The 21637-nt window shown below is 63.9% G+C and carries 19 protein-coding genes; 14 read left to right on the top strand and 5 right to left on the bottom strand.

All coding sequences use genetic code 11. The features are described from left to right. Window positions 1-195 precede the first annotated feature (195 nt). The 3 genes from ACH2DG_RS15865 (at window position 196) to ACH2DG_RS15855 (ending at window position 3644) form a co-directional block, all read left to right on the top strand. Entirely contained in the window at window positions 196-2508 is a 2313-nt protein-coding gene (locus ACH2DG_RS15865) for an NADP-dependent malic enzyme (RefSeq protein ID WP_395027332.1), read from the top strand. 167 nt (window positions 2509-2675) lie between these two features. Next, a complete protein-coding gene (locus tag ACH2DG_RS15860) occupies window positions 2676-3089 on the top strand; it encodes a ribonuclease domain-containing protein (protein ID WP_395027331.1) in 414 nt (137 codons plus the stop codon). A gap of 129 nt (window positions 3090-3218) precedes the next feature. Beyond that, entirely contained in the window at window positions 3219-3644 is a 426-nt protein-coding gene (locus tag ACH2DG_RS15855) for a barstar family protein (RefSeq protein WP_395027330.1), read from the top strand. Window positions 3645-3754: 110 nt separating this feature from the next. Here the strand turns inward: ACH2DG_RS15855 and rsmA are convergent, their stop codons facing one another. The 3 genes from rsmA to ACH2DG_RS15840 form a co-directional block, all read right to left on the bottom strand. Then, entirely contained in the window at window positions 3755-4516 is a 762-nt protein-coding gene (gene rsmA, locus ACH2DG_RS15850; protein ID WP_395027329.1) for a 16S rRNA (adenine(1518)-N(6)/adenine(1519)-N(6))-dimethyltransferase RsmA, read from the bottom strand. 117 nt (window positions 4517-4633) lie between these two features. Then, complete coding sequence (locus tag ACH2DG_RS15845) at window positions 4634-6034, bottom strand: peptidylprolyl isomerase (protein WP_395027327.1); 1401 nt, start codon at window positions 6032-6034, stop codon at window positions 4634-4636. Between the two features lie 11 nt (window positions 6035-6045). Continuing rightward, a complete protein-coding gene (locus tag ACH2DG_RS15840) occupies window positions 6046-8484 on the bottom strand; it encodes an LPS-assembly protein LptD (RefSeq protein WP_395027326.1) in 2439 nt (812 codons plus the stop codon). A gap of 114 nt (window positions 8485-8598) precedes the next feature. Between ACH2DG_RS15840 and ACH2DG_RS15835 the strand changes: the two genes are divergently transcribed. Together ACH2DG_RS15835 and ACH2DG_RS15830 are read left to right on the top strand one after the other, a co-directional pair. Further along, window positions 8599-9765 (top strand): aminoglycoside phosphotransferase family protein, encoded by a 1167-nt coding sequence (locus ACH2DG_RS15835; protein ID WP_395027325.1) that lies wholly within the window; start codon window positions 8599-8601, stop codon window positions 9763-9765. A gap of 91 nt (window positions 9766-9856) precedes the next feature. Then, the gene (locus tag ACH2DG_RS15830; protein WP_395027324.1) at window positions 9857-10594 is read left to right on the top strand and encodes a 16S rRNA (uracil(1498)-N(3))-methyltransferase; all 738 of its coding nucleotides are present in this window, start codon (window positions 9857-9859) and stop codon (window positions 10592-10594) included. 16 nt (window positions 10595-10610) lie between these two features. Here the strand turns inward: ACH2DG_RS15830 and ACH2DG_RS15825 are convergent, their stop codons facing one another. Continuing rightward, window positions 10611-12914, bottom strand: coding sequence for a molybdopterin cofactor-binding domain-containing protein (locus ACH2DG_RS15825; protein WP_395027323.1), 2304 nt, complete (start codon window positions 12912-12914; stop codon window positions 10611-10613). Beyond that, window positions 12911-13393 (bottom strand): (2Fe-2S)-binding protein, encoded by a 483-nt coding sequence (locus ACH2DG_RS15820; protein ID WP_395027322.1) that lies wholly within the window; start codon window positions 13391-13393, stop codon window positions 12911-12913. Before ACH2DG_RS15820 ends, ACH2DG_RS15825 begins: the two co-directional genes overlap by 4 nt. Window positions 13394-13535: 142 nt before the next feature. Between ACH2DG_RS15820 and ACH2DG_RS15815 the strand changes: the two genes are divergently transcribed. The 9 genes from ACH2DG_RS15815 to hutG all read left to right on the top strand — a co-directional run bounded on the left by ACH2DG_RS15815 (window position 13536) and on the right by hutG (window position 21560). Next, entirely contained in the window at window positions 13536-14144 is a 609-nt protein-coding gene (locus ACH2DG_RS15815; RefSeq protein ID WP_395027320.1) for an NTP transferase domain-containing protein, read from the top strand. Between the two features lie 17 nt (window positions 14145-14161). Further along, window positions 14162-15175 (top strand): XdhC family protein, encoded by a 1014-nt coding sequence (locus ACH2DG_RS15810; protein WP_395027319.1) that lies wholly within the window; start codon window positions 14162-14164, stop codon window positions 15173-15175. A gap of 345 nt (window positions 15176-15520) precedes the next feature. Next, window positions 15521-16297 carry an IclR family transcriptional regulator gene (locus ACH2DG_RS15805; protein ID WP_395027317.1) on the top strand — a complete coding sequence of 259 codons (777 nt, stop codon included), beginning with the start codon at window positions 15521-15523 and terminating at the stop codon, window positions 16295-16297. A gap of 39 nt (window positions 16298-16336) precedes the next feature. After that, the gene (locus ACH2DG_RS15800; protein ID WP_395027316.1) at window positions 16337-17077 is read left to right on the top strand and encodes a transporter substrate-binding domain-containing protein; all 741 of its coding nucleotides are present in this window, start codon (window positions 16337-16339) and stop codon (window positions 17075-17077) included. 67 nt (window positions 17078-17144) lie between these two features. Beyond that, the gene (locus ACH2DG_RS15795; protein ID WP_224150782.1) at window positions 17145-17813 is read left to right on the top strand and encodes an amino acid ABC transporter permease; all 669 of its coding nucleotides are present in this window, start codon (window positions 17145-17147) and stop codon (window positions 17811-17813) included. Beyond that, entirely contained in the window at window positions 17810-18586 is a 777-nt protein-coding gene (locus ACH2DG_RS15790; RefSeq protein WP_395027315.1) for an amino acid ABC transporter ATP-binding protein, read from the top strand. Before ACH2DG_RS15795 ends, ACH2DG_RS15790 begins: the two co-directional genes overlap by 4 nt. An 18-nt stretch (window positions 18587-18604) precedes the next feature. After that, a complete protein-coding gene (locus ACH2DG_RS15785) occupies window positions 18605-19192 on the top strand; it encodes a HutD family protein (RefSeq protein ID WP_395027313.1) in 588 nt (195 codons plus the stop codon). A 19-nt stretch (window positions 19193-19211) separates the two neighbouring features. After that, a complete protein-coding gene (locus ACH2DG_RS15780; protein WP_395027311.1) occupies window positions 19212-20597 on the top strand; it encodes a formimidoylglutamate deiminase in 1386 nt (461 codons plus the stop codon). Between the two features lie 135 nt (window positions 20598-20732). Next, the gene (gene hutG, locus ACH2DG_RS15775) at window positions 20733-21560 is read left to right on the top strand and encodes an N-formylglutamate deformylase (protein WP_395027310.1); all 828 of its coding nucleotides are present in this window, start codon (window positions 20733-20735) and stop codon (window positions 21558-21560) included. The last annotated feature ends 77 nt before the right edge of the window (window positions 21561-21637 follow it).

Below are 21637 nucleotides of genomic sequence, written 5' to 3'. Positions count from 1 at the left end.
CTGTGTACAGACCGCAAGGCTTTGCGGCCTGTTTACGGATTTGCCTTCAACCGTCGGTGGATGGTTTGCCGGGAATGCCTGCCTTGCGACGGCGGTGCGGCCGGCATCGTTCCGTCTTGTTTCGGCCTGGAGTGCACATCCCCGTCAGCTGCCTTGTTTGTGATTGCTGAATGCTGAGTGATGCCGGAGATCGCTATGACTGATAAGAATTCAACACCGACCGCGGTGGATAAACGTGCCCTGTTGCGCCAGTCCGCACTGGAGTATCACCAGTTTCCCCGCCCCGGCAAGGTGGCGATTGCGGCCACCAAGCCCATGGCCAACCAGCACGATCTGGCGCTGGCCTACTCGCCCGGCGTCGCCGCCCCTTGTGAGGAAATCGTCAAGGACCCCGCTGCAGCTTTCAAATACACCAGCCGAGGCAACCTGGTGGCCGTCATCTCCAACGGCACGGCAGTGCTGGGCCTGGGCGACATCGGCGCCTTGGCTTCCAAGCCCGTGATGGAGGGCAAGGGCGTTTTGTTCAAGAAATTCGCCGGTGTTGACGTCTTTGACATTGAAATCAACGAAAAAGACCCGCAAAAGCTGGTGGATGTGATTGCTGCCCTCGAACCCACCTTTGGCGCCATCAACCTGGAAGACATCAAGGCGCCGGAATGCTTCTTTGTGGAGCGCGAACTGCGCAAGCGCCTGAACATCCCGGTCTTCCATGATGACCAGCATGGCACGGCCATCACTGTGGCTGCGGCCATGGTCAATGCGCTCAAGGTGGCGGGCAAGAAGATCGACGAGGTGAAGCTGGTGGCTTCGGGTGCAGGTGCTGCAGCGCTGGCTTGCCTGAACCTGCTGCTGGAGATCGGCCTCAAGCGCGAGAACGTCATGGTCACCGACATCGCTGGCGTGGTCTACAAGGGCCGTACCGAGCTGATGGATGAAGATAAGGTGCTTTTTGCGCAAGATACCGACAAGCGGACGCTGTCGCAGGTGATCGACGGCGCAGACGTGTTCCTGGGCCTGTCTGCGGGCGGCGTGCTCAAGCCGGACATGGTGCAGCGCATGGCAGCACGCCCCGTCATTTTTGCGCTGGCCAACCCCAACCCCGAAATCACGCCCGAAGACGCCAAGGCGGTGCGCGATGACATCATCATGGCCACCGGCCGCTCGGACTATCCGAACCAGGTCAACAACGTCCTGTGCTTCCCCTACATCTTCCGTGGTGCGCTCGATTGTGGCGCCACCACCATCACCACCGAAATGGAAATTGCCACGGTGCACGCCATTGCCGATCTGGCACAGGCAGAGCAGACCGAGGAAGTGGCCAACGCCTATGCGGGCCAGGATCTGTCCTTCGGTCCGGAATATCTGATTCCCAAGCCGTTTGACCCGCGCCTGATGATGAAGATCGCCCCGGCCGTGGCAGAAGCCGCTGCTGCATGTGGCGTGGCGGAGCGCCCGATCCAGGACATGGATGCCTATCGCCAGCACCTGCAGACCTTTGTCTACGCATCCGGCACGGCGATGAAGCCCATCTTCATGGCTGCCAAGAAGGCCGCCAGAAAGCGCATTGCCTACGCGGAAGGCGAGGAAGAGCGCATCCTGCGTGCGGCGCAGATCGTAGTGGACGAGCGTGTCGCCCGCCCCACGCTGATCGGCCGCCCCGCCATCATTGCCCAGCGCATCGAGAAATTCGGCCTGCGCCTGCGGGAAGGCGTGGACTACGACATCGTGAACGTGGAACAAGACCACCGTTACCGTGATTTTTGGCAAACTTACCATCAGATGACGGAGCGCAAGGGCGTGACCGTGCCGATTGCCAAGATCGAGATGCGCCGCCGCCTGAGCCTGATCGGCAGCATGCTGCTGCACAAGGGCGAAGTGGACGGCCTGATCTGCGGCACCTGGGGCCAGACCATGCACCACCTGCAGTACATCGAGCAGGTGATCGGCCGCCGTGCAGGTGTGGACACCTTTGCCTGCATGAATGGCCTGCTGCTGCCGGACCGCCAGGTGTTTCTGGTGGACACGCACGTCAACTACGACCCGACTGCCGAGCAACTGGCCGAAATCACCATCATGGCGGCTGAAGAGCTGACGCGCTTTGGCATCAAGCCCAAGGCGGCCTTGTTGTCGCACAGCAACTTCGGCTCGTCCAACCAGCCCAGCGCCGTCAAGATGCGGCAGGTGCTGGATCTGCTCCGGGTACAGGCGCCCTGGCTGGAAGTGGATGGCGAAATGCATGGCGACGTGGCGCTGGACCCCAAACAACGCGCCAACGTGATGCCCAACAGCCCGCTGACAGGCGGGGCCAACCTGCTGGTGCTGCCCAATATCGATGCGGCCAATATCAGTTACAACCTGCTCAAGACGGCCGCCGGCGGCAATATTGCAATCGGCCCCATCCTGCTGGGCGCAGCTCAGCCGGTGCACATCATGACGCCAAGCGCCACGGTACGCCGCATCGTCAATATGACGGCAATTGCGGTGGCAGATGCGAATTTTGCACGCTGATGGCTACGATTTGACACCAGTCAGTGGACGGTCTTGGAGCCGCTGAATGGTGAAAGTCTGAGATGCCTGCTCAAATTTTGGGCAGGCTTCTTGCATTTTGGGGGGTAATCCGTCACACTGGCTGGCTGAATTTTCGGGATAACCCGTAATTCTGAAAGGTGTCGTGAATGCTGAATGCACTGGCTTCGATAGCCCGCCGGTCTGTGATGGTGTGTGTGGCGAGCGCCAGTGTCATGCTGGCGCCGGGCTTGGCGCAGGCGCGCGGTGGGATGTTTTCCGGTGATGGACTGGATACCGTGGCGCTTGCCGATCTGCCTGTGCAAGGGCGCAAGACCTATGCATTGATTCTGGACGGCGGCCCTTTTCCGCACGACAAGGATGGGGTGGTATTTGGTAACCGCGAACGTATTTTGCCCCGGCAAAAACGGGGTTATTACCGCGAATACACCGTAAAAACCCCGGGCTCACGCGACCGAGGCGCGCGCCGCATTGTCTGCGGCGGCCAGGTGCCCACGGTGCCGGACACCTGCTATTACACCAGCGACCACTACAGCAGCTTTCGCCGTATTGTGAATGAGTGAGTCAGAATCGTCCTATGTCGCTTTTCCGCAAGAAACGGCTTGCGCTGAGGGATCGGGTAGGTCAACAATGCCAATGGAACCCCTGATGGGGCATGGTTTTTCAAGATGCTAATGGAAAGAGCTACGGAGATGGACGTTCCACTTCGTCAGGTACAGGATACGCCGCTGCGCTTTGTGCGACCGAACATCGTGCAGGCCATCCGCGCCTACCGCCTGGAAGATCTGCGGGATGCGGCCCAGGCACTGGGCCAGCATTTTTTGTATGCCAATCTGGCGCATGCCTTGTCAAAGGCCGATGTGCTGGAGTTGATCGGCATGCAGTTCTACTTCCCGCCGCACTATGGCAAGAACTTTGATGCGCTGTACGACTGCCTGACCGACCCGCTGCACAAAAGCGGCCCGCAGCCTGGTTTTGTCGTGGTGCTGGACCAGATTCCCACCGCCATGAAGTTTGACCGGGAGGCGCGCGAGCAGTTGCTCGACGTTTTCATGGACGCGGCTGAATACTGGGCAGAGCGCAAGATTCCGTTTCGCTGCTTTTACTCGTTTCTGTAGAACGGTACGGTTTCACCCGCAAAAACGCCCGGCCCAGCCGGGCGTTTTTATTTGGAAGAAATACGCTGCCGGCGCACAGCTGGCAAGCGCATCTTGCTATCTATTTTCATTCACGAGAAATGTGCCGCCAGCGCTTCGTACTCGGCCACGGGTACTTCTTCGGCGCGGCGCTGCAGGTCGAAATCGCCGGCAAAGCCTTTTTGCTCCAGCCATTTGCCCAGGGTGTTGCGCAGAATCTTGCGCCGCTGGCTGAACGCGACCTGCACCATCTCTTCGAGCACCTTGGGGTTGAGCTGCGCAGGCTGCGCGCGCGGCACCATGCGCACCACGGCACTGTCCACCTTGGGGGGCGGGTCAAAGCTCTCTGGCGGCACGAACAGCACGTTCTCCATGGCGTAGCGCCATTGGAGCATCACGGTGAGGCGTCCGTAGTCGGAGGTGGCTGGCCGGGCCACCATGCGGTCGATCACCTCTTTTTGCAGCATGAAGTGCTGGTCCTCCACCACATCCACCTGTTCGAGCAGGTGAAACAGGATAGGGCTGGAGATGTTGTAGGGCAGGTTGCCAGCCACGCGCAGCTTGGGCACGCCCAGGCGCTGGGCAATGGCGCGAAAGTCCACCTTGAGCACGTCGGATTCGACGACGTCGAGCTCGGGCCGCAGGCGCAGGCGCACGGCCAGATCGCGGTCCAGCTCGATCACGGTGAGCTTGCCCAGGCGCTCGACGAGGGGCTGGGTGAGCGCCATGAGGCCGGGGCCGATCTCGACCATGGGCTGGCCTGGCTGCGGGTGGATGGCCTGGACGATGGAGTCGATGATGCCGCCGTCGGTCAGGAAATTCTGGCCAAAGCGTTTGCGGGGAATGTGTTTCATGCAATGACAAAGCGGTGCCAAAGCACCGCCTGAAAAATAAGGGAAGACCTGCGGCCTCTCCCGATGATGACACCGCCGCACTGCCACAGCAGCAGGCAGGGTCATCCAGGCCGGTGGTTACTGTGGAGGATCGCGGTATTCCACATAGGCGCGGGCACGTGCTTCCTGCGCCCAGGTGTTGAAGGATTGCTCCAGCTTTTTCTCGCGCACGATGTTGCGCACCAGATCGCGCTGTTCGCGCTGGTTCAGCTTGGCTTCGCGGCGGCCTTCCAACTGGATCAGGTGGATGCCAAAGCGTGAAGCGATGGGCTGGCTGATGTCGCCGGGCTGCAGGGCATTCATGGCTTCTTCGAACTCGGGCACGAACTGGTGCGGGTTGGTCCAGCCCAGGTCGCCGCCGCTCTTGGCGCTGCCGTCTTCCGAGTAGCGACGCGCCAGCTCTTCAAACGTGTCCTGGCGGTCCATCACACGGCGGCGATAGTCTTCGAGGCGCTCCACCGCCTGCGCTTCGGTCAGCTTGGGGCCGGGGCGCAGCAGGATGTGGCGGACATGGCTCTGGGTGACGATGGCGGGCACTTCGCCAGAGTTCTTCTCCAGCACCTTGAGCACGTGAAAGCCTGCGGGCGAGCGTATCGGTCCGGCAATGCCGCCAACAGCCGTGGACTTGGTGGCGTTGACGAACAGCTCGGGATAGCGGTCGGCAGGGCGCAGGCCCATGGCGCCGCCGCCCTTGCCGTCGGGTACGTCCGAGAATTCGCGCACGGCGCTGTCAAAGCTTTCGCCGCCGCGAATCTTGTCCACGGCAGCCTGGGCTTTGGCCTGGAGCTTCTGCACTTCATCGGGGCTGGCGCTTTCCGGCACCGCCACCAGGATATGGCCCAGGTTCAGCTGCACCGCCGAATCAGCCACACCGGCCTTGGCCTTCTGCTCGCGCAGGTACTGGTCCACCTCCAGGTCGTTGACCTTGACCTTGGCGTCAACTTCCACTTCGCGCAGTTTCTGGATCGTCAACTGCTTTTTCAGATCGGCGCGGAACTGGGCAGGCGCAATACCTTCGCGCTGCAGGCGTTCCTGCAACTGCGGCATGGTCAGGCTGTTCTGGCGGGCGACATTTTCCTCGGCCTGCTGGATGGCGAAGCTGTCCACCGAGATGTTGCGCTCGGCAGCCATCTGCAGCTGGATCTTCTGCGCGATCAGCATCTCCAGGGCCTGGCGGCGCATGGCCGAAGGAGAGAGCGCGTTGCTGCTGTCGGCCTGCGCCACCATGCGGTCGTACTGCTGCTGCACTTCGACATTGGTGATGGGCTCGGAATTGACGACGGCGACGATGAAGTCTGCCGAGCGGGGCGTCAGTTGCGTGCTGCGGGAGCTTGCCGGCGCGCTGGCGCCGGCGGCTTCCTTGAGGCGCATGCCGCCCGCTCCCTTGTCATTGGCCTGCTTGAACCCCTGTGCCGAGGTGGCCGTGGCCAGCAGCGCCAGGCTGCAGGCTGCGCTCCAGGTAAGAATGCGTTGTTTCATGTTCGAATGCATCAATCGTAATTGCTGAAGCGGCTGGGAACGGCTGCTCCCTTGCCGGTAGGCAGCATTTGGTAGCCGGGCACGTTGTCGCGCATGCTGACCAGCGGGTCGGAACCCAGGGTGAGGCGGGTCAAGCCGGTGAACTCGATCTGGAACAGCAGCTTGGTGTTGGCTTGCACCAGCGAATTCTGCAGGCGCTGCAGCACCACACGGCTGCTCCAGCAGCAACCGGCGTATTCCAGGCCGATGACCGAATCCACCAGCTTCTTGTCACGCATGCTGTAGTTCAGGCGGCCGACAGTGTACCAGCGGCCTTCGCCCTTGGCCTTTTTGCCACCGTCGCTGAAAATCTGGTCGACCGGCCACTGCCAGCCCACGTCCCACTGCTCGCTGGTCTGTGCCTGGAAGCGGTAGGCCACGGCCAGGGTCTTGTAGTCGCCTGGCTTGTAGCGGGCAGACATCGTGGAGCGCACCGAGCGGCCATTGTCCGGGTTGAACTGCACCGTGGTGTCAAAGCCCCATTTCGGCGTCCAGTTGATACCGGCGCCCAGCATGATGTCCGACCAGCGCTCGGTTGCCGGGCTGGCGCCGGGCATGACGACCTTCTGGTCGGAAAAGCGCAGGCGCTGGGCAATGCCGAAGCGTGCGGCCTCTGCGCCGGTATCGGCGTCCAGAAAGCGGGTGGTGGCACCCACGGTCAGCATGTTGTTGTCGGCAATGCGGTCGTAGCCACTGAACGAATTGGAGCTGAAGATGGTGGCAAAGCTGAAATCGTACGGCGCCGTGTCGTACACCGGCACCATGCTCTGGTCGCGGTAGGGCGTGTAGGTGTAGAAGGCGCGTGGCTCCAGCGTCTGGATCAGGTTGCGGCCAAACAGCTGCGTATTGCGCTCGAACACCAGGCCGCTGTCGAGGCTGACGGTGGGAATCGTCAGGCTCTTGCTGCTCACGGTGCTGTAGAGCGAGTTGTCGAAACCGTAGTGGCGCGAGTTGAGCATCAGCTTGGGCGTGATGAAGCCCTGGGGCGCCACGAAGGGGCGGCTGATCTCGGCCTGTACGTAGCCGCGGTCGGCATTGGGCTGGCGCAGCAGGTTTTCGTCGGCGCGGAAACGGGTTGCATCGGCTTCGATGGTGGCTTCCAGGCCGAGCGGCAGGTTCTGCGGGGTGTAGCGGTACTGCAGCTGCGGCATGCGGTCATACGGCGGCACGATCGGCGAGAGCGGATCCTGCAGCGTCTGCCATTTCTGCGCACGCAGCAGCAGGCTGTGGTCGTCACGCGACCAGCTGACCGAGGCTTCGCTGTTGAGCAGGCGCTCGTTGAGCTTGTAGCCATTGCTCTGGAAATCGTGCCAGTAGTCCGAGTCGCTGACGCGCTTGAGGTTGATGTTCAGGCCCAGGCCGCCGATGGGCGAATCGAGGCTGCTGGTGTGCTGCCACAGCCACGACCAACGGTCCCGGTCGCGCAGCTTGTCGCCGGGCATGTACAGGCCGGCCAAGGTGCCTCTGTAGGTCGGCTCCAGGTAGCGGAACTCACCGGCCAGCGCCGCGCCACGCTTGAGCATGACCGTTGGCGTGATGGTGGCATCGCGGTTGGGTGCGATGTTCCAGTAATAGGGCTGCGAATAGGTGAAGCCGCTGTCGCTGTCCAGGGACATGGTGGGCGGCAGCAGGCCGGACTTGCGCTTTTCCGACAGCGGAAAGCTCATGCGCGGCACGGGCAGGATCGGCACACCCTTGAATTCGAGCACGGCGTTTTCGGCCACACCCACTTCTTCGAGCGTGTCGATGCTGATCTTGTCGGCCCGGATCATCCAGTCCGGCGTCCAGGTGGCTTCGTCATTGCGCTGGCAGGTGGTGTAGGTGCCCTGGTGCACCACCGAGCGGTCGCGGTCGATGAAATCCACCTGCGAGGCCACGCCATAGGCGTTGTTCTGGAGCAGGCGGTAGTTGGCGTCCTTGAAGTAGCCTTCGAAAGAATCGAGCTGCAGTTGCAGCTCGGTGCCATCGAATACACTGCCGGCGCGGTTGATGTGCACGTTGCCGTCGGCATAGGCCGTGTCGGTGGGCTCGTAGTAGCGCAGGCGGTCGGCGCGGATCATGGTGTCAGCGCGGCGCAGCATGGCATTGCCGGTGACGGTGGTCATATCGGCGGTCTGTCCGGTCAGATCGTCGCCTTCTATGAACACCGGCATCTGTCCGCGCTGGCTGGAGCCCAGGGCTTCCTGCAGGCGGGGGCTGCTGCGCAACACCAGGCCCGCATCATCGGTGGCGGCTGCGGGCGCTGTCTGGCCTATGGCCGGGGCCGTCCACAGCATGGCCATGCACAGACTGGCGATGGCCGTGGTGGAAAAGCGTGTGGATGCAGCTGCCATGCGCTGCGCACCGCCGGCTGCGCGGCGTGCAGGGCGGGATGAGCGGGGTGCCACATCTGTCAAAACGTGAATATCCATGGGAAATTGCCACTGGCCTGTACATCATGCAGCGCATGCAGGCGGGTCTGCGCCCCGACGGGGCGGCGGGGCTTTGTAGAATCTGCATTATCCATGAGCCATTCTATTTCCCCGATGTCTGACCTTATTGCCGCAAATTCTGCAGCGCCTGCTCCATCTGACACTGCCGCGCAATCTTTACCGGTCGTTACGGCTGTCGCCTGGGCGGATCCTGTCCGCGAAGCCCTGTTTGCGGGGTGGCTGCGGGCCATGGCGGACAAGCATGGCCTCTTGCCAGCCAGTGTGCGCCTGGCTTCTGCCGACGCCAGCTTTCGCCGCTATCTGAGAGTTGATGACAGCCAAGGTGGCACACGCATCATCATGGACGCGCCGCCCGACAAGGAAAACAGCGAGCCTTTCGTGAAGGTGCAGGCCCTGCTGGCGCAGGCGGGCCTGAATGCGCCCCAGATTCTGGATTGGGATGCTGCCAACGGCTTCCTGCTGCTGTCGGACCTGGGCACGCAGACGGTGATCGAGAAGCTCAACCCTGCGGACCCCGATGCCGCCCATGCCTGGTACATGCAGGCCGTCGATATTCTGGTGGACTGGCAGAAGGCGTCGCGGGAAGGCGTGCTGCCCCCGTACGACGAAGCCGTGCTGCGCCGTGAGCTGCAGCTGTTTCCCGACTGGTACATCGCCAAGCACCGGGGCGTGGTGCTGAATGACAAGCAGCAGGCTGTGCTGCAAGGCGCGTTTGACGCCATCGTGGCGCAGAACCTGTCGGTACCCCGCGTGTTCGTGCACCGCGACTTCATGATGCGCAACCTGATGGTGCCCTGGGACGCGGCCGCTTCTGTGCAACCGGCCAGCCCCCTGGGCGTGCTGGATTTCCAGGACGCGCTCCATGGCCCCATCACCTATGACATTGCCAGCTTGCTGCGCGATGCCTTCATCAGCTGGGAGGAGGATTTCGTCATCGACATCACCATCCGCTACTGGGAAAAGGCCCGCAAGGCCGGCCTGCTGGGCGCCCAGAGCGCCAGCGGCTTTGGCGAGGATTTTGGCGATTTCTACCGCGCTGTCGAATGGATGGGCATTCAGCGCCACCTCAAAGTGGCAGGCATCTTCGCCCGCCTGACCTTGCGCGATGGCAAGCCCCGCTACCTGGCTGACACGCCGCGCTTCATCCAGTACATCTGCGCCACGGCTGCGCGTTACCGCGAACTCAAGCCCCTGCTGCGCCTGGTGCAGGAAATCGAAGGCATCGAGGAGCAGGGCGGCTGGGTGATCGGTCGCGGCTGATGTGCAGCAAGAATATATGAGAAATCGAAATCTGGCGCGCAACCATTCAGCGTCGGTAGCTATTAAAACTATAGTATTTCTGGCCTGAAACATGCCCCGTTTTTATTGCCCTGTGGAACTGCGCACTGGCGCCGAGCTGGATCTCCCCGCCGAGGCTGCGCGCCATGTGCAGGTGTTTCGCATGCAGCCGGGCGACGGCATTACCCTGTTCAACGGCACGGCGGGGGTGCCTGCGGGTGAATACGCGGCCACGATCATGCAGATGGGCCGCAACCATGTCAGCGTACGCATTGACAGCCATGCCGCCGTCGAGCGCGAGGCAGCCGTGGCGGTGCATCTGCTGGCCGGCATCACGGCGGGCGAGCGCATGGAGTGGCTGGTGGAAAAGGCGACCGAGCTGGGTGTGGCCAGTATCACGCCGCTAGAGGCAGAGCGTTCCGTGATGCGCCTCAAGGGCGACCGGGCGACCAAGCGCCAGGAGCGCTGGCAGTCCATTGCGGCCAGCGCCTGCGAGCAGTGCGGTCGCAACCAGGTGCCGGTCATCCATGCGCCGGTCGATCTGGCGCAATGGAGCCGGGCAGATGCGCTGGCGGGCGCCCAGCGCCTGGTGCTGTCACTGGCCGAGGGCACGCAACCGCTGCCCGTGGCCTTGCAGGCACGCGCGGCAACGCAGCCGGTGGTGTTCCTCTCCGGCCCCGAGGGGGGCCTGAGCCTCGCCGAAGAAGCGTTGGCCCGTACCCATGGCTTTGCCCCGGTCACCCTGGGCGCGCGGGTGCTGCGCGCCGAGACCGCGCCCCTGGCGGCGCTGGCCTACCTCGCAGCGCTGTAAACGCGGCGCTCGGCGCTCAGCTGCGCTTGACTTGTCGCACCGGCAGATCCCGCACGCGCACGCCGGTTGCCGCAAAGATGGCGTTGCACACGGCAGGCGCCACAGGGGGCAGCGGCGGCTCGCCCACCCCGCCGGGGGGCGTCATCAGGTGGTTGTTGACCAGGTGGGTGCGGATCACCGGCGGCGACGCATTGTGGCGCAGCACTTCGTAGTCGTGGAAGTTACTTTGCCGGCATTGGCCCTTGTCAAAGCTGATCTCGCTCATCAACGCAATGCCGATGCCCATGACGGCCGAGCCTTCCATCTGCGAGCGGATGCGTTCGGGATTGACCTGCGGGCCGCAGTCGAGCGCCATGTCCACGGCCAGCACCTTGACCTGGCCTTTGTCGTCCACCTCGACCTCGACCACGGTGGCCGCATAGGTCACAAAGCTGTAGGAGAACGCCAGCCCCAGGCCGCGCCCCTTGGGCCGCTTGCGGCCCCAGCCCGCGCCGCGTGTGGCCGCTTCGATCACATCGCGCAGGCGCCCGGTGTCGTAGGGGTAGCGTTCGGGGTCTTCGCTGTAGTTCCAGGCGTCGGCCAATGCCTTCTCCGGGTTCAACTTTCTGGCCGGGCCGATCAGGTCCAGCGCGTACTGCTTGTGGTCCTTGCCTGCATGGTGGGCCAGTTCGGCAATGAAGCACTGGGTGGCGAACGCATGCGGAATGTTGTAGACCGATCGGAACCAGCCGATGCGCGAGTGGGCGGGCACATTGCCCGTTTCAATGCGCACGTTCGGTATGCGGTAGGGCATGTTGATGGCGCCCATGCCCAACTCCATCGGGCTTTCGCCTTGCGCATTGGGGTCGAACAGGGAGCTGATGGTGGGCGAGACCGTGCGGTGCAGCCAACTGTCCGGCAGGCCCTTCTTGCCGATGGCCGCTTCCAGGTGCTCCACCGCTACGGCATGGTAGTAGTCGTGCTGGATGTCGTCCTCGCGCGTCCATACCAACTTGACCGGCGTGCCGGGCATGGCCTTGGCTACGAGCGCGGCTTCCACCACATAGTCGCACTTGGATTTGCGGCCAAACCCGCCACCCAGCAGCCCGCACTGGACCTTCACCTTCTCGGGCGGCAGACCCAGGGCCTTGGCCACGTAGTTCAGCGCGGTCTGCGGATCCTGGCTGGATGTCCAGATGTTGCACTCGCCATCCTTGACCAGGGCAGTGGCCACGGGGGGTTCCATGGACGCATGCGCCAGCGTGGGGATGTAGTACTCGGCCGTGATGCGCTGCGCTGGCTTGGCCTTGTCCCACACGGCAGCCACATCGCCTTCGTTGCGCACCGATTTGCCGGGCGCGCGGGCCGCTTTCTCCAAGGTCTGGCGGTAGCTGGCCGAGTCATATTGGGTGTGCGGGCTGTCTTCCCAGGTCAGCTCCAGCGCCTTGCGGCCCTGCATGGCCGCCCAGGTATTGCGGGCCACCACGGCAACCCCGCCCAGGGGGCTGAATGCGGGGGCGCCCTGGTACATCGGTATCTCGACCAGCTTGAGAACACCCGGCACCTGCATGGCCTTGTCGCCATTGAAGCTGCGCAGCTTGACGCCCAGCACCCCAGGGCGCGCCACCACGGCGTACACCATGCCCGGCATGTGCTGGTCCATGCCGTATTTGGCTTGGCCCTTGCCGATGGCTTCCAGGTCCACCATGCGTACCTGGCTCTTGCCGATGTAGCGGAACTCCGATTCTTTCTTGAGGCGGCGCTGGCTTTCGGGTGGCACCGCGAGCTTGGCTGCCGCCTGTGCGAGCGCTCCGTATCCCAGGCGCCTGCCACTGGCGCTGTGCACCACTTCGTGCTGCACGGCCTTCACCTGTGCCACCGGCACGCCCCACTGGGCGGCGGCCGCCGCTTCCAGCATCTGGCGCGCGGCGGCGCCCACGCGGCGCATGGGCATGAAAAAGTGGCGCATGCTGCGCGAGCCGTCCACGTTCTGGTTTCCATAGCGGGCTTCGTTGGCTTCGGCCTGTTGCACCTGCACCATGTCCCACTTGGCTTCCATCTCGTCGGCCACGACCATCGGCAGGCTGGTGCGCACGCCGGTGCCCATTTCCACGCGGTGGGCGATGATGGTGACGACTCCGCTGTCCGCGATGGAGACGAAGACCAGCGGATCGTCCACCGTGCCGCCAGGCATGGAATCCGCTCCATATTTCTTGGCTTCTGCCGGTGTGGCAGCCCACACCTTGCCTTGCGCGGTGACTGCCAGGGTCAGCCCGGCAACGCCGGCCTGCAGCAACTGGCGGCGCGAGAGGCCGCTGAGGTTCTTGTCGCGTGCATTCATGATGGAGCTCCCGTCCCTGCCTTGGCCAGATTCTTGGCCGCCAGCTGGATGGCGGCATGGATGCGCAGATAAGCGCCGCACCGGCAGAGGTTGCCGCTCATGGCGTCGCTGATCTCCTGGTCCGACGGGCTCCTGTTGCTCTTGAGCAGGCCGATGGCCGACATGATCTGCCCGGCCTGGCAGTAGCCGCACTGGGCCACGCTCAGCTCCACCCAGGCGGCCTGAACCGCGCGGCCGATTGCATCGGCCTCCTGGTGCTCGATGGTCGCCACCTGCACGCCCTGCAGCGCAGAAATGGGGGTAACGCATGAGCGGGTCGGCTGGCCGTCGACATGCACGGTGCAGGCACCGCACATGGCCATGCCGCAGCCAAATTTGGTGCCGGTCATGCCCAGTTCGTCGCGCAGCACCCACAGCAGTGGGGTGTCATCCGCAGCTTGCACGGTTTGCTGCGTACCGTTGATGGATAGTGTCGCCATGGGGGTCTTTTCTGTTTTGGATCGTGGGGGAGGGAAGCGCCACATGAATTTGCGTAGAAACGCCCGGCGCGTCAACGTCCTGCGCGCATCACGGCCTGCTGTCCTACATGGGCGGCAGCGGCGGCGAATGATGCTCACGAACATGCCTGCTGCTGCCCCATCTTCCGACCAATGCTTTGAAGACGCCGTTGTCGTCGTGCTTGCGGCCGGGCAGGGGCGCCGTTTTGTGCAATCGGGTGGCAGCGGCAGCAAACTGCAGGCCCAGCTCAAGGGGCGCGCCGTGCTGGACCACGTATTGGCTGCCGTGCAGGCCAGCGGTCTGCCCTGGCATGTGGTGGATGCCATGCCAGCGGGCACCGGTATGGGCGACTCCATTGCAGCCGGGGTGCGCGCCACGTCGCAGGCTGGTGCCTGGCTGGTGCTGCCGGGTGATCTGCCTCTGGTGCAGGCCGCTACCCTGGTGTCTTTGGCGCAGCAATTGCAGGCCGCAAGGCCTCGGGGCATTCGCTGCGTGGTGCCCTTTTACAACGGCCAGCTGGGTCATCCGGTGGTGTTTGACGCCCTATGCTACCCGGCGCTGAGCCAGCTCAGCGGCGAGCAGGGGGCTGCCAGCGTGGTGCAGGCCCTGCGTGCGGCGCAGCAGGTGCAGGATGCGCCGGTGCTGGACGCCGGCGTGGTGAGCGACGTGGATACGCTCGAAGATCTGCAGCGGCTGGCGCGCCTGGCGGCTGCGCCAGCTGCCATGGAATGAGGATGTGAGGAGCTGCGATGGAAGACATGGACGCCCTGGTGCTGCGAACCCTGAAGGACTGGCTGGAAGCCGGCCACCCGGCGCTTCTGGCCACGGTGGTACGCACCTGGGGCTCGTCGCCCAGGCCGGAAGGAGCCATGATGGCCTTGCGCGGCGATGGTCAGGCGGTTGGCTCGGTGTCGGGTGGTTGCATTGAGGACGACCTGATCCAGCGCTTTTCGGGGCCGCAGCGTGTCGCCGCAGTGGGCGGCCAGTCCACGCAACTGGTGCGTTATGGGGTCACGGCCGATGAGGCGCACCGCTTCGGGCTGCCGTGCGGCGGCACCCTGGAGCTGCTGCTGGAGTTCGCACCCCCCTTGCCGGTGCTGCGCGATCTGGTGGATCGCCTCTCGCGCGGCCTGCTGGTGGAGCGGATTGTCGATGGCCGCACGGGTGTTACCTCGCTGGCGCCTGCCCTCCATGCCATCGACCTGCAGTGGGACGGCGACACCATGCGCAATGTGCTGGGCCCGGCCTGGCGCATGCTGCTGATCGGGGCAGGCGCCATGGCGCAGTATCTGGCCACGATGGCGCAGTTTTCCGGTTTTGCCGTGACGGTGTGCGACCCACGCGAAGAGTACTGGGGCGCGCTCAGCTTGCCCGGCGTGCGGCTGTGGCATGACATGCCCGACGACGCGGTGCTGGCCTTTGCCCCTGACCCGCGCAGCTGCATCGTGGCCCTGAGCCACGACCCCAAGCTCGATGACCTCGCCCTGCTCGAAGCCCTGCGCAGCCCGGCGTTCTATGTGGGCGCCATTGGGTCGCGTCGCAATACCGACAGCCGCAAGGACCGGCTCAAAACCCATTTCGGCGAGACTGAGGCGAGCCTGGCGCGCCTGCACGGCCCGGTGGGACTGTACATCGGCAGCAAGACCCCGGCGGAGATCGCCGTCAGCATCATGGCCGAGATACTGGCCGTCAAGAACGGTGTCGCCCTGCCGCGTGAGATGAGCGTGGAGCAGGGCAAGGCCCTGGCGGGCGCCTCCCTGTAGCCGATCGGCAAGTGCGCTCCATGGGCGCCTTGTGGCGCCTCCTGGTGCGCATCGGTACACCGCCGCGCACGCGGCATCATCCTTGCTTTCATCTTCCGAAGCAGGCAAGCAGGCTGCAGGCCTGTGTCATCAGCCGTGCCGGTTGAGACCGCGCATGGGCGTCACGAATCCGCAGATTCATCCCAGCTTTACAATTCAAATTCCCATTGAATGGGATATGCAATTTGCATTCCGATGCAATCAAGGGTTTTCACTAAGAGTGTCTACAGAGGGAGAAATGAAAATTCCGGCATGAAACCTGTTTCAGGTTGTGATTTATCGATCCCAAGATATGGGAATTAAAGAATGAATGCCCCCGAGCGCTTTGCGACTGCCCAAGACCCTGCTGCACCGGCTGCCGAAATTTCGGCTGCCGACCGTGTGCTGCAGGTTTTGGCAGTGCTGGCCTGTGCAGACTGCGCGCTGTCTGCGGCAGACCTGATGCAGCGCACCGGCCTGCCGCGCAGCAGCCTGTACCGGCAGTTGGCCCGGCTCAAGCGCTTTGGCTTTGTGGTCGAACATGGTGGCAGCTACGCGCCCGGGCCGCTGGGTTTGCAGCTGGCCCGTGGTTTTGACGATGGCTCGCACCTGGTGCAGGTGGCACGGCCCATTCTGGTGCAACTGACCGAGCAGACCCGCGAAAGCGCAGGCCTGCTGGTCGCCGCCAATGGCCAGGCCGTGTGCCTGGACATGGTGGAGAGCCCGCAGTCGCTGCGCTGCTCCTTCGTCAAGGGCAGCAGCGTGCCCCTGCGGGTGGGCGCTTCGGCCAAATGCGTGCTGGCCTACCTGCCTGCCGTGCAGCGCGACGCATTGCTCAGCCAGCACCATGGCCGCGACACGGCGGCCTACAACGAGGCGGCTGCCGAGCTGGCTGCGCTGCGCGAGCGCGGCTACATCACCACCGTCGGCGAAGTCGATGCCGGTGTATGGGGCTGCAGCACACCGCTTTTTGGCAGCGGCCGCCGCGCGGTGGCCGCCATCACGCTGATGGCGCCGCACCAGCGCGTGCTGCAGCAGGAGGCGCAGCTGGTGCAGGCCACTCTGGCAGCTGCGGCGCGCATATCCCGCATCCTGGCTGAGTGATCGATTCCATTTTCCAATTTCCCCCGAAAGGACTTCCCCATGAACTTCCGTCGTACCGTTTTGAAGACCGCTGTGCTTGCCATGGCCCTGGGTGCAGGCGCGGGCGCGTTTGCCCAGTCGAATGTGCTGCGCGTGGCCACCGATGCCACCTTCCCGCCCATGGAGTTTGTCGAAAACGGCAAGAAGACCGGTTTTGACGTGGAGCTGGTGGAAGCCGTTGCCGCCAAGATGGGCAAGAAGGTGGAATGGGTCGATATCGACTTCAAGGGCCTGGTGCCCGGCCTCATCGCCAAGCGCTACGACATGGCGGTATCGGCCATCTACATCACCGAAGAGCGCAAGAAGGTGGTGGATTTCACCCAGCCCTACTACGCCGGTGGCCTGGTCGCCATGGTCAAGGACGGCAGCCCGATTGCCAAGCTGACCGACCTGAACGGCAAGAAGGTGTCGGTGCAGGTGGGCACCAAGTCGGTGGGCTTTCTGACCGAGCACTACCCCAAGGTGCAGCGCGTCGAGGTGGAAAAGAACCAGGAGATGTTCAATCTGGTGGACATTGGCCGCGCCGATGCCGCCGTCACCGGCAAGCCCGCCGCATTCCAGTACATCCGCACCCGTGGCGGCATGAAGGTGCTGCCCGAGCAGCTGACGACCGAGGAATACGGCATGGCCATCCGCAAGGACACGCCCGAGCTGACCGTGGCCGTCAACAAGGCGCTGGAGCAGCTCAAGGCCGATGGCGGCTACCAGGCCATCGTCAACAAGTGGTTTCCCTCCAAGTAATGTGAAGCAGTGATGTCCGCAGCGCGTGGCGGGTGCCGCGTGCTGAGCTGGCACGACAGGATAGATTATGGAATTGGATTTTTCGCCCGTCTGGGCTGGATGGCCGGAGCTGCTGCGTGGCGCCGCGGTGACGGTGGAGATCACCGCCTGCGCGCTGCTGCTGGGCTGTGTGATGGGCCTGCTGATCGGTATCGGCCGCCTGAATCCCAAGCGCAGGATTGTCTACGGTATCTGCACGGCCTACGTGGCCGCCATCCGTGGCACGCCGCTGCTGGTGCAGCTGTTCATCCTGTTCTTTGGCCTGCCGCAGTTCGGCATCATGCTGCCGGCCTTTGCCTGCGGCGTGCTGGGCCTGGGCATCTACTCGGGTGCGTATGTTTCCGAAGTGGTGCGCGGTGCCATCCAGTCCATCGACAAGGGCCAGATGGAGGCGGCGCGCTCCATCGGCATGTCGTCCGGCCAGGCGATGACTTCGGTCATCCTGCCGCAGGCCATCGTGCGCATGATTCCGCCGCTGGGCAATGAATTCATCGCGCTGATCAAGAATTCGGCCCTGGTGTCGCTGCTCACCATCCACGACGTGATGCACGAAGGCCAGAAGATCATCAGCGTCTCCTACCGTTCGCTGGAGGTGTACCTGGCGATTGCCGTGATCTATTTTGTATTGACGGGCGTGACGACCTTGCTGCTGCGCCATTTTGAAAAGCGCATGCGCGCTGGAGGCATGGTGCAATGAGTGCTGCAACCCCCAACCAGGAATCGATGATCCGCATTCGCGGCCTGCGCAAGGCCTATGGTGATCACGTGGTGCTCAACGGCATCGACTTTGATGTGAAGCCCCAGCAGGTGGTGGTGGTCATCGGCCCCAGCGGCTCGGGCAAAAGCACCTTTCTGCGCTGCTGCAACGGCCTGGAAGAGCCCCAGGGGGGCCGCGTCGACATCTGCGGTCGTACGCTGGTCGACGAAGGCCGCATGCTGTCCGACAAGGAGCTGAACGCGCTGCGCGAAGAAGTGGGCATGGTGTTCCAGTCCTTCAACCTGTTTCCGCACCTGTCGGTGATCGACAACGTCACCCTCGGCCCGCGCAAGCTGCATGGCATGAGCCGCAAGGACGCAGACGCCCTGGCGCACGACCTGCTCAAGAAAGTGGGCCTGGGCCACAAGGCCGACGCCATGCCGGCGAGCCTCTCGGGCGGCCAGAAGCAGCGCGTGGCGATTGCCCGCGCCCTGGCCATGCGCCCCAAGGTCATGCTGTTCGACGAGCCAACCTCGGCACTGGACCCCGAGCTGGTGGGCGAGGTGCTGCAGGTGATGAAGATGCTTGCCTCCGAAGGCATGACCATGATGGTGGTGACCCACGAAATGGGTTTTGCCAAGGAAGTGGCCGACGTGGTGGTGGTGATGGATGGCGGCGGCATCATCGAAGCCGGTGACCCCAACACCATCTTCAGCAACCCGACCAAGGAGCGCACGCGCAGCTTCCTGCAGGCGGTACTGACCAAGCAATAAGCGAGCCGCTGGATGAGCATGCATTTTTTCAGCAGCCAGTCGCTGCCCGCTACGCCATGGAAGAACGGCGGCGGCACCACGCAGGAAGTGGTGTGCTGGCCGCAGGGCGCGGGCCTCGACAGCTTTGAGTGGCGCATCAGCATCGCGCAGATTGCCAGGAGCGGGCCGTTTTCGGCCTTTCCAGGCATTGATCGCGTGATCACCCTGCTGTCGGGCGACGGCGTGCACCTGCACTCGCCGGACGGCACCATCAACCACCGGCTGGGCCAGGCCCTGCAGCCCTTTGCCTTTTCGGGCGATGTGGCGCTGGACTGCGACCTGCTGGGCGGCCCTTCATACGATTTCAATGTGATGACGCGCCGTGGCGTGGCGCACGCCGTGGTCAGCATCCACCAAGGTGGCAGCGTGCGGCTGGCCTCGCCCCATGGCCTGCTGCTGGCGCGTGCCGGCCAATGGCAGCTACAAGGTGGCGCTGCGCTGCAGGCCGGTGCGCGCGATGGCGTGTACTGGGCCGCGCATACCGGCGCTGGGGTGGAGGCGAGCGCGGCAAGCGCTGACGCCGTCCTGATTGCCGTGGCTTTGAACAAGGTGGCAATAGGCGCCTGATGCGCCTGCCATGCGAACCATGAACCAAGAAAACAGTTTGTTTGCTGCCCATGCACTGCTGCCCGGCGGCTGGGCGCAGAACGTATTGCTGCGCTGGGATGCCCAAGGGTGTTTCACCTCGGTGCAGGCCGATGCAGAGGCGCCGCAGGGTGTCATGCAGGCCGCAGGCCCTGTACTGCCGGGCATGCCCAATCTGCACTCGCACGCCTTTCAGCGCGGATTTGCGGGCTTGTCCGAGTTTCGCGGCCAGGCGCAGGACAGCTTCTGGAGCTGGCGCAACCTGATGTACCGCTTTGCCGCGCGCCTGTCGCCGCAGCACCTGGAGGCCATTGCCACCTGGCTGTATATCGAGATGCTGGAGGCGGGCTACACCAGCGTGTGCGAGTTTCACTACCTGCACCACCAGCCGGACGGCCAGCCCTACGCGCCAGACAGCGAATTGAGCCTGGCCCTGCTGCGCGCCGCGAAAACGGCGGGCATCGGCATCACCTTGCTGCCCGTGCTCTACCAGAACAGTGGCTTTGGCGGCCTGCCGCCCGGTGATGGCCAGAAGCGCTTCATCCGCAGCACCGACAACATGCTGCGTCTGCTCGAAGCCCTGGCACCGGCCTGCGCCGCACAGGGCGCCGCGCTGGGCCTGGCGCCGCACTCGCTGCGCGCCGTGGCGCCCGATGCGCTGAAAGAGGCCGTGCAAGGCCTGCATGCGTTGAATGCACGGGCGCCCGTCCATATCCACATCGCCGAGCAGATGGCCGAGGTGAATGCCTGCCTGCAGTGGAGCGGCCAGCGCCCGGTGGCCTGGCTGCTGGATCACATGCCGGTGGATGCGCGCTGGTGCCTGGTGCATGCCACGCACATGGACGATGCGGAATACGCCGCTGCCGCCGCCTCCGAGGCTGTGGCAGGCCTGTGCCCGCTGACCGAGGCCAACCTGGGCGACGGCATTTTCGACCTGCCGCGCTGGCAAGCCGGTGCGGGCCGCTGGGGTATTGGATCGGACAGCCACATCGGTGTGAATGCAGCGGAAGAATTGATGGTGCTCGAATACAGCCAGCGCCTGCAGTCGCAGCAGCGCAATGTGGCCGCCAGTGCGCTGCAGCCGCACGTGGCCAGCCACATGATGCTCGCTGCCGTGCAGGGTGGCGCGCAGGCCGCAGGCCGCAACGTGGCGGGCCTTGCCGTGGGGCAGCAGGCCGATTGCGTCGTGCTCGATGGCGAACACTTTGCACTCGCCGGGCTGCCGGTGGCCGAGCAACTCGACTCGCACGTCTTTGCCAGCAGCCGCAGCAGCGCGGTGGCCAGCGTCTGGGTGGCAGGGCAGTGCCAGGTCGAACAAGGCCGCCACACGCTGAACCGCAGCGCGCAGCAGGCGTTTGTCGCTGCGCGTAGCGAATTGCTTGCCTAGGTAAAAAGCATAGCTGTAGGCGCAAAACGCTATTGAGTTTCAGATATAAATCATATTGAAAACCAATACAGAAAAGCGCCAACAGCTCATTTTTTGATGAACAGCCAAGGCACGGAAAGAAAGAAGGAGCCACATATGCATTTCGAAACCGATCGTCCGGCGTTTGAATTCCGCCAGGGAACCGCGCCTGTCCTGATCTCCTTCCCGCACGTCGGCACCTACGTGCCGCCTGCGCTGGCCGAGCGCTTCATGCCCGATGCGCGCGAGGTGCACGACACCGATTGGCACCTGCCCATCCTGTACGCCTTTGCCGAGGAGATCGGCGCCTCCACCCTGGTGGCGACGCATTCGCGCTTCGTGGTCGACATGAACCGCCCGCCCGATGGCGCAAGCCTCTACCCCGGCCAGAGCGTGACGGGCCTGTGCCCGACCGACACCTTTGCCGACACGCCGATCTACCGCAGCAAGGACCTGGAGCCTGACGACGCCGAGATTGCCCAGCGTCGCGACGCCGTCTGGCAGCCCTACCACGACCAATTGGCGGGCGAGTTGGCGCGCATCAAGGCGCAGCATGGCGCAGCCGGGCTGTGGGATGCGCACTCGATCCGCTCGGTACTGCCGCGCTTTTTCGAAGGCAAGCTGCCCGACCTGAACCTGGGCACCAACAAGGGCGCCAGCTGCGCCCCGGGCCTGGGCGAGCAATTGCTGGCAGAGGCGCAAAAGAGCGCGGTTGACGGCTTTACCTCCGTGCTCAATGGCCGTTACACCGGCGGCTACATCACCCGCCACTACGGCCAGCCTGCGCAGAATGTGCATGCCATCCAGCTGGAGATGACGCAATGCGCCTACATGCAGGAAACCATGCCCTTCGACTACCTGCCCGAGGTGGCAGCCAAGATCCAGCCGCATGTGCGCCGCATGGTGGAAGTGCTGCTGCAGTTTGTGCAAAAGCAGGGACGCTAGCCATTATTGGTGGGCTAAACCGCCTCTGGCGTTCACTCCATGGGCGCCAAATGCTATTTGTTTGATAGTGCATCGCT

The organism is Comamonas odontotermitis (assembly GCF_040396735.1).
In the GTDB taxonomy this organism is placed as follows: domain Bacteria; phylum Pseudomonadota; class Gammaproteobacteria; order Burkholderiales; family Burkholderiaceae_C; genus Comamonas; species Comamonas odontotermitis_C.
Note: the sequence above shows the minus strand (reverse complement) of the source record. Positions and strands in the feature narration are given on the sequence as shown.

Bases quoted from the DNA above. Each gene is read 5' to 3' on its own strand.
- ACH2DG_RS15785 (WP_395027313.1), top strand. From the start codon at position 18,605: ATGCATTTTTTCAGCAGCCAGTCGCTGCCCGCTACGCCATGGAAGAAC.
- ACH2DG_RS15790 (WP_395027315.1), top strand. From the start codon at position 17,810: ATGAGTGCTGCAACCCCCAACCAGGAATCGATGATCCGCATTCGCGGC.
- ACH2DG_RS15840 (WP_395027326.1), bottom strand. From the start codon at position 8,484: ATGGATATTCACGTTTTGACAGATGTGGCACCCCGCTCATCCCGCCCT.
- ACH2DG_RS15810 (WP_395027319.1), top strand. From the start codon at position 14,162: ATGGAAGACATGGACGCCCTGGTGCTGCGAACCCTGAAGGACTGGCTG.
- ACH2DG_RS15800 (WP_395027316.1), top strand. From the start codon at position 16,337: ATGAACTTCCGTCGTACCGTTTTGAAGACCGCTGTGCTTGCCATGGCC.
- ACH2DG_RS15865 (WP_395027332.1), top strand. From the start codon at position 196: ATGACTGATAAGAATTCAACACCGACCGCGGTGGATAAACGTGCCCTG.
- ACH2DG_RS15830 (WP_395027324.1), top strand. From the start codon at position 9,857: ATGCCCCGTTTTTATTGCCCTGTGGAACTGCGCACTGGCGCCGAGCTG.
- rsmA (WP_395027329.1), bottom strand. From the start codon at position 4,516: ATGAAACACATTCCCCGCAAACGCTTTGGCCAGAATTTCCTGACCGAC.
- ACH2DG_RS15860 (WP_395027331.1), top strand. From the start codon at position 2,676: ATGCTGAATGCACTGGCTTCGATAGCCCGCCGGTCTGTGATGGTGTGT.
- ACH2DG_RS15835 (WP_395027325.1), top strand. From the start codon at position 8,599: ATGTCTGACCTTATTGCCGCAAATTCTGCAGCGCCTGCTCCATCTGAC.
- hutG (WP_395027310.1), top strand. From the start codon at position 20,733: ATGCATTTCGAAACCGATCGTCCGGCGTTTGAATTCCGCCAGGGAACC.
- ACH2DG_RS15805 (WP_395027317.1), top strand. From the start codon at position 15,521: ATGAATGCCCCCGAGCGCTTTGCGACTGCCCAAGACCCTGCTGCACCG.
- ACH2DG_RS15815 (WP_395027320.1), top strand. From the start codon at position 13,536: ATGCCTGCTGCTGCCCCATCTTCCGACCAATGCTTTGAAGACGCCGTT.
- ACH2DG_RS15845 (WP_395027327.1), bottom strand. From the start codon at position 6,034: ATGAAACAACGCATTCTTACCTGGAGCGCAGCCTGCAGCCTGGCGCTG.
- ACH2DG_RS15780 (WP_395027311.1), top strand. From the start codon at position 19,212: ATGAACCAAGAAAACAGTTTGTTTGCTGCCCATGCACTGCTGCCCGGC.
- ACH2DG_RS15795 (WP_224150782.1), top strand. From the start codon at position 17,145: ATGGAATTGGATTTTTCGCCCGTCTGGGCTGGATGGCCGGAGCTGCTG.
- ACH2DG_RS15820 (WP_395027322.1), bottom strand. From the start codon at position 13,393: ATGGCGACACTATCCATCAACGGTACGCAGCAAACCGTGCAAGCTGCG.
- ACH2DG_RS15855 (WP_395027330.1), top strand. From the start codon at position 3,219: ATGGACGTTCCACTTCGTCAGGTACAGGATACGCCGCTGCGCTTTGTG.
- ACH2DG_RS15825 (WP_395027323.1), bottom strand. From the start codon at position 12,914: ATGAATGCACGCGACAAGAACCTCAGCGGCCTCTCGCGCCGCCAGTTG.